Consider the following 18,197-nt stretch of genomic DNA (forward strand, 5'->3'; position numbering starts at 1 on the left):
TCCCTCATGAGCCTGCACGGAAAGACCTTCCTCGTGACCGGTGCCGGCAGCGGCATCGGGCGCGCCGTGGCGCGGCACCTGATCGGCGAGGGCGGCCGCGTCGTCCTGGTCGGCCGGCGGGCCACGGCCCTGCGCGAGACCGCCGGGGCGGCGGCGGACGAGCAGGCCCTCGTGCATCCGGCGGACGTCGCCCGGCCCGCCGCGGCCGCCGGTGCCGTACGCGCCGCACTGGACCGCTTCGGCGGGCTCGACGGCCTGGTCAACAACGCCGGACTGGCTCGTTTCGGTCCGCTGGCCGACGCCGATCCGAACGATCTGACGGCCATGCTGGACGTCAACCTGCTGGGGCCGGTCCACCTGATCCGGGCGGCGCTCCCCGCGCTCCGGGCCGCCGGCGGATCGGTGGTCAACGTCTCCTCCGTCGGCGGTGTCCTGGCCATGCCCCGCCGGGCGGTGTACGGCGCGTCCAAGGCCGCCCTGAACAGCCTCACACGGTCCCTGGCCCGGGAACTCGCCCCGCACGTCCGGGTCAACGCGGTGCTGCCCGGCCCGGTCGACACCCCGATGTACGACGATCTCGGGCTCGCGCCCGAACAGGTGGCGCAGTTGCGCGACGACATGGTCGAAAGCACCCCGCTGGGCCGGTTCGGAACCCCGGACGACATCTCCTCCTGGGTGTGCCGGCTGCTCGACCCGGAGGCCGCCGGATGGGTCACCGGCGCTCTCATTCCCGTCGACGGGGGCCGCACTTCGTAATTCCGTCACTCGTTGTTTCGTAGAGCAGTCCGGTAGCGCGAAGAGCATTCCGGAAAGGACGAGGGAGAACAAGAATGAGCAGCGAAGAGGTTTCCACCGTCTATGGCCGTGAGGAATTCAAGCGGGTCGACGTCGGTGCCGTCATGCGTGACGGTCACCCCGACATCAGCGACGGCGACCAGCTCATCGTGGACCTGGTGGCCAAGAAGCGCGAGTCGGCCGGGCGTCCGCTGACCGTCATCGACGTGGGCTCCGGATCGGGGGTGCTCTCCGAAATGATCGCGCAGCGCCTCCCCGACTGCCGGGTGATCGCCAACGAGATCGCTCCCAACCCGGCCCGGCAGGCCCGCGAGCGGCTGGCCGGCCACCCCCGCGCCGAGGTCTTCACCGACTCCGTCATGGACTGGAAGGACCCGCTCGACGTCATCATCTCCTGGGGCAGCCACCACCACCTGCCGCACAGCCACCTCCAGCACGCGCGCGGCCTCCTCGAGGACGGCGGCGTGCTGATACTCGGCGACGAGTTCTGTCCCGAGTACTGCACCGACGAGGACGTCAAACGGCTGAGGAACGCCGACGTCATCGAGTTGGGCGGCGGCTACCTGCTCGCCAGCCGGCAGGAGATCGAGGCGTACCGCAAGGACGGCACCGTCCCCGAGTGGTCCCGCACCCTGGAGGACCGCCGTCGCCGCACGCTGTGGAACTGGTACAAGTTCGTCATCGACTACGCCATCGAGCGGGACCACTGGCCGGTGGCGATCGCCGAGATGCAGATCACCAAGGACGACATGGTCACGTCGTTCGAGGAGGAGCACAAGCTGTCGCCGCTCATCGTCGAGCACGAACTGGCCGTGAACGGGTTCGAGCAGATCGCCAAGCACGTCATCGGTGACCGGCCCGCCGCGCTGCAGAGCTTCTTCATCTACGAGTTCGTCCCGGCCAACGGGGCCGCCGACGACGGCGACGGCGACCGGTGATGGGCCGGGTCTCACACGCCGGCACCATCCCCCCGTCCTGCCTGCACGCGGTCTTCCGCGCGGCGGAGGAGCGGGAGCGGACCACCGGCCGGCCGGTCGTCAAACTCCACGTCGGCGAACCCTACTTCCCGCCGCCGCGCGAGGTCGCCCTGGCGGTGGAGCACGCGGTGCACACCGGCCGGACGGCCTACACCTCCGCCGAGGGCATGCACGCGCTGCGGGAGGCGCTGGCGGTCAAACTGGAGACGGAGAACGGCCACCGCACCAGTCCCGAACGGGTGTTTGTGACACCGGGCTCGTGCCAGGGGCTCGCCGCGCTCTTCCAGTCCCTCGTGAGTCCGGGCGACGAACTGCTGATGCCGGAACTGCACTGGCCCATCCACCTCCAGCAGGTCCTGCTCGCGGGCTTCCGGCCCGTGTTCTACGCCCTCGGACCCGGATACCGACCCCTGCTGGAGTCCCTGCGCGAGTCCGTCACCCCCCGCACCCGGGCCGTGCTGGTGAACTCCCCGGCCAACCCGACCGGTGCGGTGCTCGACGCCGAGACGATGGCCGGCATCCTCGAACTCGCCCGCGAGCACGACCTGCAGATCATCAGCGACGAGGCGTACGAGCACTTCGTGTACGAGGGCGAGCACGTCTCGTTCGCCTCACTGGAGAGCGGCGTGCCCGAGGAGGAACGATGCGTCTACAGCACGTTCACCTTCTCCAAGAGCCTGGCGATGACCGGATACCGGCTGGGGTACGTGGTGACGCCCCACGCGGACGCCGCGCACGCCCTGCGCGTGGTGCAGGAGGCGAGCATCATCGGCCCCTCGACGCCCGTCCAGTACGCCGGCCTCACCGCACTGAAGGCGGAGGACAGCGCCCGGGCCAACGCGCGGATGGTGCGCGCCAACCGCGACCGGGCCCTGCCCGCCCTGCGCGAGGCGGGCCTGCTCGCCGAACTGCCGCAGGGCGGCTGGTACGCCGTGATCGACGTCGGCTCGACCGGCGTCGACGCGGAAACCTTCGCCGCGAGCCTGCTGCGGACCCACGAGGTGGGCGTGGCTCCGGCCGCCGGGTTCGCGCTGCGGCCGGTGTTCTCGGACGACGGCCGGGTGCTGTCGTCCGACCCCGCGCCCGAGGCCCGCACCCTGGTCCGGCTGGCGTTCTGCGGCGACCCCGTGGAACTCGACACGGGCGTCTCGCGGCTGCTCGCCCACGCGAAGGACCTGCGCTCCCGGGGCGGATCACCGTGAAGGACCAGGACTACGCGGGATATCTGCGCCTGGAGCGGCTGCTGTCGCTGCAGGACCCGCTGTACCCGGCCGGCGACGACCCGGCCACCGGCTCGGCCGAGCTGTTCTTCATCGTGGCCCACCAGACCAGCGAGCTGTGGCTCGTGCAGGTGCTGCACGACCTGGACGCGGCGACCGAGGCACTGGTGTGCGCCGACGGGACGGGGACTCCCGACGGCGCGGAGCAGGCGCTGGAGCACCTGGGCCGGGCCGTGGCGGTGCTCGGCGTGCTGGGGGAGACGGTACGGCTCCTGGAGCGGCTTCCGGTGCAGAGATTCGCCGCGTTCCGCCCCCGGCTGGGCAGCGCCAGCGGAGCCCAGTCGCGCAACTTCCACGAGCTGGAGGTGCGCATGGGCACCGCGGACGAGGCCGAGAGCCCGCTGTACCGGGCCTTCCTCAAGTCGCTCGCCGCACGCGGCACCAGTGTGGAGGAGGTCTGCCGGCTCGGGGCCGCGGGTGCGGGCGCGCCCCACCGGCTCGCGGAGACCCTGCTCGACCTGGGGTACCGCTTCTGGCAGTGGAAGGTGGCCCACCTGGTGCTGGTCGACCGCGCGCTGGGCGGTCTGTCCGGGACGGGCGGCACGGCCGGCGCCGCCTATCTGGTCTCGCGGGCCCGCATGCCCTTCCCGGAACTGCGGTCGGCCCGGGAGCGACTGCACCGGGACGAGCCCGAGACCTGACGGACGCGGCTGCGGGAAGGGCGCCTGCCCTGGCCAGGCGCCCTCCACCAGCGCCACCTCGTCAAAGCCGCGCCCTGCCGCCGAATTGCCCAAGCACGCCGGCAACTCGGTGCGCAGGACCGATGCGTCGGGTCACCTCATCACCGACCTGAGCACGTGTGACCTCGGCACCGTGTACACGGAGCCCGGCGGGCTCTTCCAGTCCCACAACTCGGGGTCGATCAGTTAGCCGTCAGTCCTGATCATTCAGCCGTCAGCCGCAGGTGCGTACCGGAACTCCGGGCCGTAGGTGGCCCCGCTGCCGTCGGGCAGAGGACGCTCCATCAGCGCCGGAGCACGGTCCTGAAGCGCGGCCATCTGGTCCACGGCTTTCGCCACAAGCGCCTCCGCCTCCGACGACAGGCCCGTCCGCCAGGCTGCTTCCAGGGATCGCAGCAGCTCGCTGTAGGCCTGGTTGAACTCGTCCAGGAGGCGCCGCGTCCCGGTGTCGGGGGCCGATGCGCCCGTCGTCCCCCAGCCGCCCGGCGGGACGGTGGCCATGCGCAGGCATCGCGGCATGGGGATCTCGTCGCCCTCGAACCTCCATCCGTCCGGCGTCTCGACGAACTTGCGGCCGTACTGGATCTCCCTGAAGACGAAGTAGTGGGCCAGCTCGCCGGCGTCCCCGGGATGCGGATTCAGCGGCGACGCCGACGTCCCCTCACCCTGTTCCTTGATCACACCGATCGCCGCCTCGACGTCGGCGAGCGACCCGAGCGGCACGACGTCGTTGCCCTGCCCGTGGTGGGACAGGTCCATGGTGAGCTGGCGAGTGCCGGTGATCAGCTCCGGACGCTCCCGGAACGCGTCCAGGACGGCACTGTAGAAGGCCCCGATCGAGGTGTGGGTCTCCGCGTCCGCGAGTGCGTGGTCGGGTTCCTCGATGCGCGCGTACATGTCCAGGGAGTCCTTGGTGAGCCCGCTCAGGGAGACGATGAGTCCGGGCCGTACGTCGCCGGGCAACGGGCCCGGGTACCGGGGCACCGTCCTCTCGTCCGCGAGCCGGGGCGCGCCGCCGATGGTGGTGAGCATGTTGCCGGCGAGGGCCAGGTGCGACATCTCGTCGAAGATGATCTCTCGGACTGCATGGAACACCCCCGCGTCCTGGTCCGGGTCCTTGATCGACCACAGGCCGCACAAGTAAGGCGGCAGCGTGGCGAGTTCCAGCAGAACGGCCTGTTGCAACGAATCCCTCAACCACGCCGCGTCACGTCGCTCGGCAGGTTCCCGCATCAATTCGACGATCCTGTTGCTCGGGTAGTCGGTCACCGCAGTCACTCCTCGATGAGATGGCCCACGACGTCATCAGAGGTCCCGCGAAGTGTGTTTCGCCAACGGGATTCGATCTCCCCCAGGTCGTTTCATGGTACGTCGGAGAACCCCACGTTGCCTGTCTGAACCACATCTCCACGGGTGGCGCAAGTCGGAGCGCAGGTGCACGCTGAAAGGGGAGGGTGAAAAGCAGCGACGCTCATCAAGGCTGTTCCACGCCCGTATGAGAGGGAAACCGGCATGGCCGAGAACATGATGAAAGGTCAACAAAACGACCTCACCACTCTGTTGGAACGGGCGGCCAAGCGTAGTTCGACCGTTCCCTTCGAAGGCTACAGCCGCGAGGACGGAAACATTCCCGGCAACATATTGCTGGTCGCGTCCGACGAAGTCGTCTACTCGTTCGCCAATTCCGACATCATGGAGCGGGAACAGATCGGCGAGGACCGGATCAGGGTATGGGTGCGGGCAGGAGCCACGGCGTTCCGCCTGAGCCGGATACGCGCCGGTGAATCCGCGGACCCGTTCACCGTGGCGATGGAGCACATCGCACCCCCGGTCGCCTCCCTGCTGGCCGGTGATCCGACCCCGGCCGACGTGTCCGTGACCGCCGAGCAGATGGAGCACATCGCCCCTCCGCAGGCCGAGGAGCTGCCGGACGCTCCCCGGTACGCCGCCGGGGAGTCGGCTCAGGTGTCGATGGTCCGTGTCGTGCCGCCGCTGTCCTCCGTGGGGCGGTACTGGATGAACAGTTGCCTCGGCGGAGACACGTTCGACAACAACTGCGCGCATTTCCTCTCGGACGCCTTCATCCGCGCGGGATACACGGACCTGGCCTCGGGCAATCCGTACATCAACGCCCGGTGCTACACCTACGCCCATCGGCCCCTCCGGGCGCGCGAGATGTGGGCCTGGTTCCGGTCCAGAGCGGTGACCACGAGCAACGTCGCGAGGCGGAACACGGGATGGTGGGCCGTCTTCCAGCTCAACGAGGCCGTGTACTGGGGTGGTCACGTGCTCCTGTTCGACACCGACGCATGGACGTACTACGGCACGGGCTACTACGGAGCCTGGAACCAGTACCTCTACCAGTGGTGACCGGGGCGTCGATGCCGGCCGGCCGGTTATGGGCGGTGAAAGTTGAAATCGCCATGGTTGAAGCGTCCTATATTGCCGCCGCAATGGAAATGCGCCTGACGGGCAGAAGGCGTTGCCACGTCACCCGGTGGAGTCCGCCCGCGCCCCGGGTGTCCTCGACCGGCCGAGTGCCGCGAGCACGAACGTGACGCTGATGAGCAGGGCCCAGGCGCCGAACTTGCCGACGCCGACGGGCTGCCACCCGTGGAGTTGGTACGGGTAGCGCCAGGCGCCCACATAGGTGGCGACGTTCTCCGCCACCCACAGGAAGAACCCGATCAGCGTGAAGGACAGCGCGAGCGGCATGCTGCGGCGTACCCCGCGCACCGTGAAGCGTACGGAGGTGCCCGCGGTGACGGCCACGAGGAGGGCCGCGAGGAGCCAGCGGGCGTCGGGCAGCCAGTGGTGGCTGAAGAAGTTGATGTAGATGCCGGCGGCCACCAGCGCCGTCGCCCGTGGCCGGTAGCGACACAGCTCCAGGTCGAACAGGTGCCAGGCCCGGCAGATGTAGCTGCCGACGGCCGCGTAGAGGAAGCCCCCGTACAAGGGAACGCCCGCGAACTTCAGCACGGCCGGCTCCGGGTAGCTCCACGAGCCCTGCGAGACCTTCACGAGTTCGAACGCGAGGCCGATGACGTGGCAGGCGCTGATGACGGCGACGTCCCGTCCGCTCTCCCAGCCGCGCCGCCAGAACAGCAGCGTGAGCAGCACGCCGTAGACGACGAGCAGGTCGTAGCGGGCCACCGGGAGCCGTGGCAGCAGGGTCGAGGTCGCCACTCCGGACAGCAGGGCGATGGCGAAGGCACAGGCCCGGGTCTGGTTCCAGGTGAAGTCGAGCAGCTGGCCGAGCAGGGAGGCCGGGGGACCGGCCGACTTTGTAGTGAGCATGGTGAGAAGGGGGACGCTGCGCGGCCCCCTTCGGGTTGCCCTGGGCCCGCCGGCACGGCGGGCCCAGGGCAGGCGCCTTACGGGCAGAGTTTCAGGTAAGGCGCCTTTCTCGTGCGTTTAGAAGAAACCGAGCTTCTTCGGCGAGTACGACACCAGCAGGTTCTTCGTCTGCTGGTAGTGCTCCAGCATCATCTTGTGCGTCTCGCGGCCGATCCCGGACTGCTTGTAGCCGCCGAACGCCGCGTGCGCCGGGTAGGCGTGGTAGCAGTTGGTCCAGACGCGGCCCGCCTGGATCGCGCGGCCCGCCCGGTAGGCGGTGTTGACGTCCCGGGTCCACACACCCGCGCCGAGGCCGTACAGCGTGTCGTTGGCGATCTTGACTGCGTCGTCGAAGTCGTCGAAGGAGGCCACCGAGACGACCGGGCCGAAGATCTCCTCCTGGAAGATCCGCATGCGGTTGTCACCCTCGAAGATGGTCGGCTGGACGTAGTAGCCGCCCTTCAGCTCGCCGTCGTGCTCGACGCGTTCCCCGCCCGTGAGGACCCGCGCGCCCTCCTGCCGACCGATGTCCAGGTAGGAAAGGATCTTCTCCAGCTGATCGTTGGAGGCCTGGGCGCCGATCATCGTCTCCGTGTCGAGCGGGTGTCCCGGCTTGATCCGCCGGGTGCGTTCGACCGCCGCGTCCAGGAACTCCGCGTAATGGCCACGCTGGATCAGCGCCCGGGACGGGCAGGTGCAGACCTCGCCCTGGTTGAGCGCGAACATCGTGAAGCCCTCGAGCGCCTTGTCACGGAACCCGTCGTCGTGCGCCCACACGTCGTCGAAGAAGATGTTCGGCGACTTCCCGCCGAGTTCCAGGGTGACCGGCTTGATGTTCTCCGAGGCGTACTGCATGATCAGCCGCCCGGTCGTGGTCTCCCCGGTGAACGCGACCTTCGCCACCCGCGGGCTGGACGCCAGCGGCTTGCCCGCCTCCACACCGAAGCCGTTGACGATGTTCAGCACGCCCGGCGGCAGCAGGTCCGCGATCAGGCTCACCCAGTAGTGGATGGAGGCCGGGGTCTGCTCGGCGGGCTTGAGGACGACCGCGTTGCCCGCCGCCAGCGCCGGCGCGAGCTTCCACGCCGCCATCAGGATCGGGAAGTTCCACGGGATGATCTGCGCGACGACACCGAGCGGCTCGTGGAAGTGGTACGCCACCGTGTCGTCGTCGATCTCGCCCAGCGATCCCTCCTGCGACCGGATAGCCCCCGCGAAGTAGCGGAAGTGGTCGATGGCGAGCGGGATGTCGGCCGCCAGTGTCTCCCGCACCGGCTTCCCGTTCTCCCAGCTCTCGGCGACCGCCAGAGGCTCCAGATGGGCCGCCATACGGTCGGCGATCTTCAGCAGGATGTCGGAACGCTCCGCCACCGGCGTACGACCCCACCCCGGCGCGGCCTCGTGCGCCGCGTCCAGCGCCCGCTCGACGTCCTCCGCGGTGCCGCGCGCGATCTCGGTGAACGGCTGCCCGTTGACCGGCGACGGATTCTCGAAGTACTGCCCGCGCACCGGCGGCACGTACTCGCCGCCGATGAAGTGGTCGTAGCGCGCCTGGTAGGAGACGATCGCGCCTTCGGTGCCCGGCGCCGCGTAACGAGTCATGCTGGTCTGCCTCCCGGTGCAGCGCTGCCCGCCGTTGGGCTGCTGTCGGCGCGAGGCTAGGCAGGCGGACGTTGCAAGTACGTTGCGCCGCAGGTCCGCCCCACCCCCCGGCCGGGCGGTACCGTCAGCTCGGCCTCCAGCGCCGCGAGCCGTGCTCGCACCGGAGCCGTGGGGCGCACCGCCGCCAGCGCCCGCCACACCTCGACGTCGTCCTCGCCCCACGCCGCGTGCGCCCAGTCCGCCAGCAGATCCGGGTCGCCGTGCGCGATCAGTGCCGTCCGCAGTCCGTCACCGAGACGGTCCCGCAGCCGTACGATCGCCGGTGCCTGCGAACCGGGCAGCAGCGGGCCGGCGTACGCCTCCGCCGCCGCCGTGAGCGCACCCGCCTCCAGCCGCCGCTCCACCGTCCCGGCGTCCGAGTCGACCGCCGCCGCGAGCCGGTACGGCCGTGAGGCGAGCACACCCGGACCCAACAGCCTCCGCAGCCGGGCCAGCTCGGCACGCAGGGTCACCGGGGTCACCGATTCGTCCGCGTAGAGCGCGCACAGCAGCTCCTCACCGGTCAGCCCCTCCGGATGCCGGGACAGCAGCACCAGGATCTCGCTGTGCCGGCGGCTGAGCCTCGTCCGCCGCCCGTCCAGCACCAGTTCGGCCTCGTCCCGGCCGAGCGCGCTCAGCAGCGGCGCGTCCTCGGCGCGGCGCGGTGGGGCGAGCAGTGCGAGCTGCGCCTCGGCGGCCCGCGCCACCGCCTGCACGAAGCCGAGGCTGTGCGGATGCGCCAGCCCGTCGCCACCGGTGATGTCCACGGCGCCCAGCACCCGGCCCGTACGCGGATCGTGCACGGGCGCGGCCGCACACGTCCACGGCTGCACCCGCCGTATGAAGTGCTCCGCGGCGAACACCTGCACCGGCCGGTCCACGGTGACCGCGGTGCCCGGCGCGTTGGTGCCGACCGCGGCCTCCGACCAGCGCGCCCCCGGCACGAAGTTCATCCCGTCCGCCCGCCGCCGGGTGGCCGGGTGCCCCTCCACCCACAGCAGCCTGCCGTGCGCGTCGCACACCGCCAGCAGATGCTCCCCGTGGGCGGCGAACGTGCCCAGCAGCTCCCGGAACAGCGGCATCACCCGGGCCAGCGGATGCTCCGCGCGGTAGGTGCCGAGGTCGCCGTCGGTCAGTTCCACACTGGCGGCGCCGTCCGGCCCGACCCCGGCCCGCGCACTGCGCCGCCAGGAGTCCGCGACCACCGACCGCACCGGGCGCGGCACCGTGCCCACCGTGGTGAACGTCTCGTGCGCCCGGCGCAGCACACGGACACGCTCGGCGGGGTCGGCCCCCGGCTCCAGGGCCACCCACGGATCGGTCAACTCGGCCTCCCCGGACGGTGAAAGGGCGGTGCTGCCACTGGGACCATCGTCACTCGCGGTGTTCGTGCGGACAACCTGTTCGACGCCGGTTCTCCCGGGGCCGGCTAGGCGAAATTGACGAGCCGGATGTAGCGGACCCAGTCCCAGTACGGTCCCGGGTCGGTGTGGTCGGTGCCGGGCACCTGGTAATGGCCGATGATGTGCTCCCTGTCCTTGGGAATGCCGTACTTGCCGCAGATCGCTGCCGTCAGCCTCGCCGACTGCTCGTAGAGGGCGTTGGTGAAGTAGGCCGGCTGGTCCACCCACCCCTCGTGCTCGATCCCGATGCTGCGGGTGTTGTAGTCCCAGTTGCCCGCGTGCCAGGCGACGTCGGCCTCGTGCACGCACTGCGCGACGTGCCCGTCCGCCGAGCGGACCAGGTAGTGCGCGGACACCTTCTTCTGCGGGTTCTTGAAGATCGCCAGTGTGTCGGTGTACGTCTCCTGTGTGACGTGGATGATCACCCGGTCGACGGCGTAGCTGTCCGGGCGGTCGGACACCGTGTAGTTGGACGTGCTCGCCGACTGCCACTCGGCGGACGGGTAGTCGACGGCCGCGGTCTGCGCACCGGCGAGCGGGTCGGGAAGCAGCGTGTAGGGAACGGCGGCCAGTGCCGCGCCCTTCAGGAGCCGACGTCTGCTCAAGCGTGACTTCGAGCGGTCCATGTCCATCGTGGGGGCCTTTCCGGAGTCAGGGGGCGGACGATGGGGGGAGGGGGATGGGGAGGGGAAAGGGGAGGGGCTGTCCGGGACGGGGGGCCGGGGCTGTGGGGGAGTGCTCCAGCGGGTGCGGGTGCGGGTGCGGGTGCGGGCGTGGCGGGTGCTGCGGGAGCGGCGAGTACCGCGGAGGTGTCAGCCGCGCAGCGCTCGCGCGGTCTCCCGCAGACGCGCGTGCACACCCCGGTAGCTCTCCCGCGCGGGCAGCCACTCCTTGCGGAGCTTGGCCACGCACGTGTAGTTGGTGTCGCACACGTTGGCCAATGGTGACTCGACCGCCTGGGTCGCGAATTGGTACGCGTCCAGCTCACTGAACCCGTAGTCGCGCACCAGCCACTGCACCAGGTCGAGTTGCGATATGCGGAAGGCGTCCTCCAGCGGGCGCGCCGAACCGGTCGAGATGATGTGCGTGTCCGACTCCAGCCGGGGCCACGGTGTGGCGACGTCCTTGAGGAGGTCCACGACCACCACCGTGTCCATCGCGCACTCCACGGCCACCCCGCAGGTCTCGCCCTCGCCCTGCCGGGCATGGCCGTCGCCGAGGCTGAGCAGTGCGCCCTCGACGTTGACGCCCAGATAGCAGGTGACACCGGCCCGCATCTCGGGGGTGTCCATGTTCCCGCCGTGCGCGTCCGGGACCAGGGCCGAGCGCACCTCCAGGTTGGCAGGGGCCACGCCGACCGTGCCGTGCATCGGGTCCAGGGGCAGTTCCAGCTCGATGTCACTGTCCTGCGCCTGGAACAGGGCGGTGCGCCGCGCGCGGTCCAGCTGCCAGATCCAGACCCGCTCCGGCAGCGGTGGGTGCAGGGACGCCGTGGCGTGGGTGGAGGTGAGCGCACCGAAGAGCGGGACCGTCGTGGACGCGGCCCAGTCGCGGGCCGGTTCGATCGACACGAAGTGCACGGCCACGGTGTCGCCGGGCTCCGCACCCTCGATGTGGAAAGGGCCGGTCTGCGGATTGAGGAAAGGGAACTCGCAGACCTCGGAGACGAGGTCCTTCTCGGAGCGGACCCGGCCCGCGAAACAGTCCTCCGTGTACAGGTCGAGCACCGTCCCGGGCGCGATGCGCGCCACGGGTGCCGCGCCGCCGAAGGTCCAGGCGTACTGGTCCGGTTCCGGGCGTACGGTGAGGATACGGGGGTCGGTCATCGTGACAGGGGTCCCTTCTCACAGCGGTGGTCGTGGTCGTGATCGGGCTCGTGGTCGTGGGATGCGGTTGCCGGGGCAGCGGCTTCCCCTCGACCGGGGCCGGCCAATCGGCCACAGCGGGTCAGTGGGGCAGTGGGACACGGCGGGGTCAGCGGGGCACGGCGGGTCAGCGGGGCAGAGGCTCGGCGAGGCCGGGGCTCAGCGAGGCACGGTGCCGTCCCGCCGGTGGTCGGCCGCCGGGTCGTACTCGTCGAGGTGCACCCGCGCGGTCCCGGCTATGCGCTCCGGGTGACGCCGTATCAGCACGAGCAGCACGACCACGCCGAAGGCCATCCAGATGCCGACGACCGGGCCGGCGTAGGACACCGGGGCCGTCAGTTCGGTCACGAAGTCGAACACCGGGATACCGGCGGCGGTCAGCAGCGCCGGCACGAAAGCGACGATGCCCAGCACCGGGAACAGCAGATGTCGTACCGGCTTCAAGGCAGCCCGGCCGGCTCGCAGGAAGTGGCCCGCGCAGGCGAGGTTCACCACGATGTAGACAGCGACGACCACGGTGACGATCACGGTGGCGAGAAGCAGGAAGGCGGTCACGGGGTCGTAGGCGAAGCCGAGTCCCAGCACGGCTCCGACCGCCACGACGGTCTGCACCGCGATGCCCGCCACAGGGGAGCGGTACCGGGGGTGGAGCGTGGCGAGCAGACGCGGCAGGACCCGGATGCGGGCGAGAGCGAAGGCCGTGCGGGTCGAGACGTTCGCGCACGCGTTGGCGTTGGCGATCGCGGAGTTGACCACCGCCAGGAAGACCAGCACCCAGAAGAAGCCGAACGACGCCCGGGCTACCCCCTCCCAGGAGGCCGCACCCGACGAGCCGAACGTCGCGAAACGGTCGGGACCGAAGTACACGGTCATCGCGTAGGTCGTCACGACGTAGAACACGCCGATGGACAGAGCCGCTCCGAGGACCGCGCGGTGCATCGTCCGGCGGGGATCGCGGGTCTCCTCCGCGAGTGGCGCCGCCGCCTCGAACCCCGCGAACGCCAGCACCGTGTACACGGACCCGGCGAACACCCCGCCGGCCCCCGCATAGCCTTCGGCGGTGTGCGAAGTGCCGAAGACCGACAGGGTGTTGGCGCTGCCCGCCTTGCCGATGAGCCAGACGGCGAACACCAGGAGGACCAGGATCTCGAAGACTCCGAGAGCGGTGCCGAAGCGAGCCGACGCGCGGACGCCGAGGTAACCGCTCACGGCGATCACGAGCGCACCCGCCAGGGACCACGGCCACCACAGGTCCGCCGGGTACGAGGACCACTCCGCGTGCAGCGTGCCCGCGGTGGTGAAGCCCAGCTGCAGGAGCAGCAGCGGCGGGACGAGCATCTCCACGAAGACGTAGGCCCAGCCGACGAGGAAGCCGACGGCCGGATGCAGGCCCCGCGCGGCGTAGGTGGCCACCGAGCCGGCCGCGGGTAACTCGCGAGCCAGCTCGGCCACGCACGAGGCGGTGAACAGGCAGGCGACCAGGGCGACCAGCACCGCCAAGGGGAGGCTGCCGCCCGCGAAGGCGGCGCCGGACGGAATCGACGCGGCCACCGCGGCGGCCGGCGCCATCGCCGTGATGCTCTGGAACAGGACTTCGCGCAAACCGATGGCGTCGCGCCGCAGCGCTCCGGTCGTCGTGTCCCCGTGCATGTGTCCCCCGATCCGTGTCAGTCCGATCCCTGTCAGCTCGTACCTGTCAGCCCGATCCCTGCCGGCCCGATCCCTGTCGGCCCGATCCGTGTCGGCCCGATCCGTGTCAGGCCGCTGTCACCGGTCGCGTGTGGATTCGCCTCGCTCCGGCGGGAGCCCACCGTCCGTGACGGCCAGGCAGCCGCGCCTCATGCGAATCACGGTACGACTCGGGCGGGTTGGGCAGAAGGCCGCAGCGCGGTTCCGTGGACAACCCGCCACCTGTGGACAACTCGGCCACCCGTCCGGGTGAGTACGACGAGTGCGGATGGGTCATCGGCTCCGGTGACGTGGCGTCAGGGCGCGGTCGAGTGGGAGACGACAGGCTCAGCGGGAGACGTCAGGATCGTTCCGCCACGATCGCCGGGTCGTCCAGTACGGACCGGACGACCGAGTGCGCCGCGCCCAGCAGTGGGCCTTCCGGCCCCAGCCGGGACACCGCGACCGGGCACACGGGGCCGGCGGTGCGGCCGGTCAACTCTGCCTCCAGCGACGGCAGCAGCCAGGGGGAGAGCCCGGCCAGGGCCCCGCCCAGGACCACCGTCTCGGGATCGAGCAGGTTCACCGCCCCGGTCAGGGCGATGCCGAGTGCCGTACCGGCGTCCCGCAGGGCCGCCCGTACGCTCTCGTCGCCCTCCTCGGCTCGCTCCGCCAGCAGCCGTACCAGGTCCTCGCGCGGCTCCAGTCCCGCCGCGCGCGACACCGCTTCCTCACCGGCGTACTGCTCCAGGCATCCGCGGCCGCCGCACGGGCAGGCGGGCCCGTCCGGCCGCACGGGCACGTGGCCCAGCTCGCCCGCGAAGCCCCGGGTGCCGCGCAGCAGCCCGCCGTCCACGACGACCGCGGCACCGATGCCGATCTCGGCCGACACGTGCAGGAAGTCACGCGGGGCGCCGTCACCGAGCCACAGCTCGGCCAGAGCACCGAAGTTCGCCTCGTTGTCCACGGCCAGCGGCCATCCGCCGGGCAGCAGACCGCCGAGGTCCGTGTCGCGCCAGTCGAGGTTCGGGGCACGGACGACCGTCCGTCCGTCCCGGGCCACCAGTCCGGGAACGGCGACCGCGAGCCCGGCGGGCCAGAGATCCTCCCGCTCGGCGTCCGCGACGACCCGGCGGATCAGCGCCGTCAGATCCTCGATCACCGGCCCGGGCGTCCGGCCCCGGTTGGCACCGTGCCGCACGGCCCGGGCGCGGACCGTCCCGCGCAGGTCGACCGCGCACACCGCGAGATGGTCGACACCGATCTCCGCCCCGATCCCGGCCGGACCGCGGCCGCTCACCGCGAGCGCCGACCCCGGCCGCCCCACCCGGCCCGGCCGCTCCGGGCCCAGTTCCTCCAGCAGCCCCCAGCGGATCAGCTCGTCCACCAGCGTCGACACCGCCGCCCGTGTGAGCCCGATGCGTGAGGCGACCGCGGCCCGGGACAGTGAACCCTCGGCGCTGACGGCGTGCATCACCCGGGCCAGGTTGCGCCGGCGCATGCCCTGCTGGGTGTCCGGCAGGGCGCGGCCGGTGCCCGGCGGGCGGGCCTCGTGCGGGGATGCGGTCATGCCTCCGTCAATCCTCGGTGTCTGCCGCTCAGCTCTGTGTGTGCGGCTGGGCTTCGGTTCCCCGCTCCAGCAGCGGGGCCGCGTCGGAGAGTACCCCGGTGATCCGGTCCAGTGTCCGCCCGTCCCGCTCCACGGCCTCCAGCACCGGCCCCGCGGCCGTGTTCCAGCGGCGGGCCACGGCCGCCGGATCCTCCCCGGTCAGCAGCCCGGCCGCCTGCGCCGCGGCGCCCAGCGCGACCAGTTCCCTGGCCTCCGGAACCTGCACGGGACGCCCCGACAGGCGGCGCACGGTCTGCTGCCAGGCCGTGCCCCGGGCTCCGCCGCCGATCAGCAGCAGCGGGGTGCCGCGGTCGGCGTCCTCGTCGAGGACCAGGTCGAGGGCCCCGAGCAGCGCGTGCACCGCTCCGTCGTACGCGGCCTGCAGCACCTGGCCCGGCGTGGTGTCGTGGCGCAGCCCGTGCAGCAGACCCGAGGCGTTCGGCAGGTTCGGGGTGCGCTCGCCGTCCAGGTACGGCAGCAGCGTCACCGAGCCGCCCGGCTCCACGGCCTCCCGGTCCAGGCCCAGCAGGGCCGCGACGCGGTCCACGGCGAGGGTGCAGTTCAGCGTGCAGGCCAGTGGCAGCCAGTCCCCGTGCGCGTCGGCGAAGCCCGCCACCGTGCCGGTCGGATCGACCGGACGGTGCTTGGAGACGGCGTACACCGTGCCGGACGTACCGAGACTGAGCACGGGGGCGCCGGGCCGCAGCCCCAGCCCCAGTGCCGCCGCCGCGTTGTCGCCGGTGCCCGGCGCCACCAGCGTGCCCTTGGAGAACGGCAGGTCGTGGCTGTCGCGTACGGTGCCGGCCACCTCTCCCGGGCGCACCACCCGGGGCAACAGCGCCGGGTCCAGTCCGACGTGCGCGAGGGTCGCCTCGTCGTACGCCTCCGTGCCCGACGACCACCAGCCGGTGCCGGAGACGTCGCCGCGGTCGGTCGTGCCCTGCCCGGTCAGACGCTCGGTGAGGTAGTCGTGCGGGAGCCGGACCGCCCGGGTCGCCCGGATCGCCTCCGGCTCGTGCTCGGCCAGCCAGGCCCACTTCGTGACCGTGAACGACGCTCCCGGCACGCTCCCGGTGCGTTCCGCCCAGGCCTTGGGGCCGCCCAGCTCCTCCACCAGACGGCGGGCCTGCGGTGCCGAGCGGACGTCGTTCCACAGCAGTGCCGGACGTACGGGCTCGCCGTGCCCGTCCAGGGTGACCAGGCCGTGCTGCTGGCCGCCGATCGACACCGCCGCCGCCTCGTGCGCCGCGTCACCGCACTGGCGCAGCGCCTCGCACAAGGCGTCCCACCACTGACGCGGATCACTCTCCCGGCCCGCGCCGGAGGACACGGTGTGCGGCGCCTGGCCGCCCGCCACCACCTCCCCGGTGGCCGCGTCGACCACCAGCGCCTTCGTGGACTGGGTGGATGTGTCCACGCCGACGACGAGCGGACCCTCGGCTGCTGACATCGGGTTCTCCTCTTCCGCGGCTCTGCGGGATGTGCGGTGGGCTGTCGAAGACACCTTGCTGACGAAGACACATTGCCGTCGAAGACATCTTGTCTCTTCCCAGGGTGCGTCCGCATACTAATTTGTAAACCGCGATGACGAAATAGTCCGAGCAGCAAGGAGCCATGGCATGAGCTACCAGCCCACCCCCGAGGACAGGTTCACCTTCGGCCTGTGGACCGTCGGCTGGCAGGGAAGGGACCCGTTCGGCGACGCCACCCGCCGCGCCCTCGACCCGGTCGAGACGGTGCAGCGCCTGGCCGAGCTGGGCGCCCACGGGGTGACCTTCCACGACGACGACCTGATCCCCTTCGGGTCCTCGGACACCGAGCGCGAGTCGCACATCAAGCGGTTCCGCCAGGCCCTGGACGCCACCGGCATGACCGTCCCGATGGCCACCACCAACCTCTTCACGCACCCCGTCTTCAAGGACGGCGCGTTCACCGCCAACGACCGTGACGTGCGCCGCTACGCCCTGCGCAAGACGATCCGGAACATCGACCTCGCCGTCGAGCTGGGCGCGCGGACGTACGTGGCCTGGGGCGGTCGCGAGGGCGCCGAGTCCGGTGCCGCCAAGGACGTACGCGCGGCCCTGGACCGCATGAAGGAGGCCTTCGACCTGCTCGGCGAGTACGTCGTCTCGCAGGGCTACGACATCCGCTTCGCGATCGAGCCCAAGCCGAACGAGCCCCGCGGCGACATCCTGCTGCCCACCGTCGGCCACGCGCTGGCCTTCATCGAGCGCCTGGAACGCCCCGAGCTGTACGGCGTCAACCCGGAGGTCGGCCACGAGCAGATGGCCGGCCTCAACTTCCCGCACGGCATCGCGCAGGCCCTGTGGGCGGACAAGCTCTTCCACATCGACCTCAACGGCCAGTCGGGCATCAAGTACGACCAGGACCTGCGGTTCGGCGCGGGTGACCTGAGGTCCGCCTTCTGGCTCGTCGACCTCCTGGAGAGCGCCGGGTACGAAGGGCCCCGCCACTTCGACTTCAAGCCGCCGCGGACCGAGGACCTCGACGGCGTGTGGGCCTCCGCGGCGGGCTGCATGCGCAACTACCTCATCCTGAAGGAGCGGGCGGCCGCCTTCCGTGCCGACCCGGAGGTGCAGGAGGCGCTGCGCGCCGCGCGCCTGGACCAGCTTGCCCAGCCGACCGCGGCCGACGGTCTGCAGGCCCTCCTCGCCGATCGCGCCGCCTTCGAGGACTTCGACGTGGAAGCGGCCGCCGCACGAGGCATGGCCTTCGAGCGGCTCGACCAGCTGGCGATGGACCACCTGCTGGCGGCGCGAGGCTGACCGCCCGCGCGCGCGACCTCCCGAACAGCAGGGCACGCGGCGGGGCCGGGCATGCGGCGGGGCCGGGGGGGGGGGGGGGGGGGGGGGGGGGGGAGGGCGAATACGCGGCGTCTTGCGCCGGCACTAACCACCCAACCCCCCCATCCACCTCGAAACA

General features: G+C 71.2%; 15 protein-coding genes. 6 read left to right on the top strand and 9 right to left on the bottom strand.

Going from position 1 to position 18,197, the window contains the following annotated elements:
• Nucleotides 1-6: 6 nt before the first annotated feature.
• From ACZ5CW_RS11470 to ACZ5CW_RS11485, 4 genes are all read left to right on the top strand, one after another.
• The gene (locus ACZ5CW_RS11470) at nt 7-756 is read left to right on the top strand and encodes an SDR family NAD(P)-dependent oxidoreductase (RefSeq protein ID WP_468600089.1); all 750 of its coding nucleotides are present in this window, start codon (nt 7-9) and stop codon (nt 754-756) included.
• 74 nt (nt 757-830) lie between these two features.
• Entirely contained in the window at nt 831-1,733 is a 903-nt protein-coding gene (locus ACZ5CW_RS11475) for a methyltransferase domain-containing protein (RefSeq protein WP_468600090.1), read from the top strand.
• Complete coding sequence (locus tag ACZ5CW_RS11480; protein WP_468600091.1) at nt 1,733-2,974, top strand: pyridoxal phosphate-dependent aminotransferase; 1,242 nt, start codon at nt 1,733-1,735, stop codon at nt 2,972-2,974. The genes ACZ5CW_RS11475 and ACZ5CW_RS11480 overlap by 1 nt, the downstream gene beginning before the upstream one ends.
• Entirely contained in the window at nt 2,971-3,693 is a 723-nt protein-coding gene (locus ACZ5CW_RS11485; RefSeq protein ID WP_468600092.1) for a tryptophan 2,3-dioxygenase family protein, read from the top strand. Before ACZ5CW_RS11480 ends, ACZ5CW_RS11485 begins: the two co-directional genes overlap by 4 nt.
• 246 nt (nt 3,694-3,939) lie before the next feature.
• Here ACZ5CW_RS11485 and ACZ5CW_RS11490 read toward each other — a convergent pair whose 3' ends face one another.
• Nucleotides 3,940-5,001: a ferritin-like domain-containing protein gene (locus ACZ5CW_RS11490; protein WP_468600093.1), complete on the bottom strand. Its 1,062-nt coding sequence runs from the start codon at nt 4,999-5,001 to the stop codon at nt 3,940-3,942.
• 243 nt (nt 5,002-5,244) lie between these two features.
• Between ACZ5CW_RS11490 and ACZ5CW_RS11495 the strand changes: the two genes are divergently transcribed.
• Nucleotides 5,245-6,102 (top strand): hypothetical protein, encoded by an 858-nt coding sequence (locus tag ACZ5CW_RS11495; RefSeq protein WP_468600094.1) that lies wholly within the window; start codon nt 5,245-5,247, stop codon nt 6,100-6,102.
• Between the two features lie 120 nt (nt 6,103-6,222).
• On the opposite strand, the gene ACZ5CW_RS11500 is transcribed toward ACZ5CW_RS11495, so the two are convergent.
• From ACZ5CW_RS11500 to xylB, 8 genes are all read right to left on the bottom strand, one after another.
• Nucleotides 6,223-7,029: a DUF817 domain-containing protein gene (locus tag ACZ5CW_RS11500; protein ID WP_468600095.1), complete on the bottom strand. Its 807-nt coding sequence runs from the start codon at nt 7,027-7,029 to the stop codon at nt 6,223-6,225.
• A gap of 117 nt (nt 7,030-7,146) precedes the next feature.
• The gene (gene exaC, locus ACZ5CW_RS11505) at nt 7,147-8,670 is read right to left on the bottom strand and encodes an acetaldehyde dehydrogenase ExaC (protein WP_468600096.1); all 1,524 of its coding nucleotides are present in this window, start codon (nt 8,668-8,670) and stop codon (nt 7,147-7,149) included.
• 56 nt (nt 8,671-8,726) lie between these two features.
• Nucleotides 8,727-10,034: a GAF domain-containing protein gene (locus ACZ5CW_RS11510; RefSeq protein ID WP_468600097.1), complete on the bottom strand. Its 1,308-nt coding sequence runs from the start codon at nt 10,032-10,034 to the stop codon at nt 8,727-8,729.
• Between the two features lie 104 nt (nt 10,035-10,138).
• Nucleotides 10,139-10,744: an N-acetylmuramoyl-L-alanine amidase gene (locus ACZ5CW_RS11515; RefSeq protein WP_468600098.1), complete on the bottom strand. Its 606-nt coding sequence runs from the start codon at nt 10,742-10,744 to the stop codon at nt 10,139-10,141.
• 180 nt (nt 10,745-10,924) lie between these two features.
• Nucleotides 10,925-11,938, bottom strand: coding sequence for an acetamidase/formamidase family protein (locus ACZ5CW_RS11520; RefSeq protein ID WP_468600099.1), 1,014 nt, complete (start codon nt 11,936-11,938; stop codon nt 10,925-10,927).
• A 198-nt stretch (nt 11,939-12,136) separates the two neighbouring features.
• Entirely contained in the window at nt 12,137-13,627 is a 1,491-nt protein-coding gene (locus tag ACZ5CW_RS11525; RefSeq protein WP_468600100.1) for an APC family permease, read from the bottom strand.
• A 379-nt stretch (nt 13,628-14,006) separates the two neighbouring features.
• A complete protein-coding gene (locus ACZ5CW_RS11530; RefSeq protein WP_468600101.1) occupies nt 14,007-15,215 on the bottom strand; it encodes an ROK family protein in 1,209 nt (402 codons plus the stop codon).
• 28 nt (nt 15,216-15,243) lie between these two features.
• Nucleotides 15,244-16,704 carry a xylulokinase gene (gene xylB, locus ACZ5CW_RS11535; RefSeq protein ID WP_468600102.1) on the bottom strand — a complete coding sequence of 487 codons (1,461 nt, stop codon included), beginning with the start codon at nt 16,702-16,704 and terminating at the stop codon, nt 15,244-15,246.
• 169 nt (nt 16,705-16,873) lie between these two features.
• Here xylB and xylA point away from each other — a divergent pair, with 169 nt between their 5' ends.
• Nucleotides 16,874-18,040, top strand: a complete 1,167-nt coding sequence (xylA, locus tag ACZ5CW_RS11540) for a xylose isomerase (RefSeq protein ID WP_468600103.1) — start codon at nt 16,874-16,876, stop codon at nt 18,038-18,040.
• Nucleotides 18,041-18,197 lie beyond the last annotated feature (157 nt).

The sequence above is a fragment of the Streptomyces sp. NPDC031379 genome (genome assembly GCF_055569615.1).

Bases quoted from the DNA above. Each gene is read 5' to 3' on its own strand.
- ACZ5CW_RS11525 (WP_468600100.1), bottom strand. From the start codon at position 13,627: ATGCACGGGGACACGACGACCGGAGCGCTGCGGCGCGACGCCATCGGT.
- ACZ5CW_RS11515 (WP_468600098.1), bottom strand. From the start codon at position 10,744: ATGGACATGGACCGCTCGAAGTCACGCTTGAGCAGACGTCGGCTCCTG.
- ACZ5CW_RS11500 (WP_468600095.1), bottom strand. From the start codon at position 7,029: ATGCTCACTACAAAGTCGGCCGGTCCCCCGGCCTCCCTGCTCGGCCAG.
- xylA (WP_468600103.1), top strand. From the start codon at position 16,874: ATGAGCTACCAGCCCACCCCCGAGGACAGGTTCACCTTCGGCCTGTGG.
- ACZ5CW_RS11530 (WP_468600101.1), bottom strand. From the start codon at position 15,215: ATGACCGCATCCCCGCACGAGGCCCGCCCGCCGGGCACCGGCCGCGCC.
- ACZ5CW_RS11480 (WP_468600091.1), top strand. From the start codon at position 1,733: ATGGGCCGGGTCTCACACGCCGGCACCATCCCCCCGTCCTGCCTGCAC.
- ACZ5CW_RS11520 (WP_468600099.1), bottom strand. From the start codon at position 11,938: ATGACCGACCCCCGTATCCTCACCGTACGCCCGGAACCGGACCAGTAC.
- ACZ5CW_RS11475 (WP_468600090.1), top strand. From the start codon at position 831: ATGAGCAGCGAAGAGGTTTCCACCGTCTATGGCCGTGAGGAATTCAAG.
- exaC (WP_468600096.1), bottom strand. From the start codon at position 8,670: ATGACTCGTTACGCGGCGCCGGGCACCGAAGGCGCGATCGTCTCCTAC.
- ACZ5CW_RS11470 (WP_468600089.1), top strand. From the start codon at position 7: ATGAGCCTGCACGGAAAGACCTTCCTCGTGACCGGTGCCGGCAGCGGC.
- ACZ5CW_RS11495 (WP_468600094.1), top strand. From the start codon at position 5,245: ATGGCCGAGAACATGATGAAAGGTCAACAAAACGACCTCACCACTCTG.
- xylB (WP_468600102.1), bottom strand. From the start codon at position 16,704: ATGTCAGCAGCCGAGGGTCCGCTCGTCGTCGGCGTGGACACATCCACC.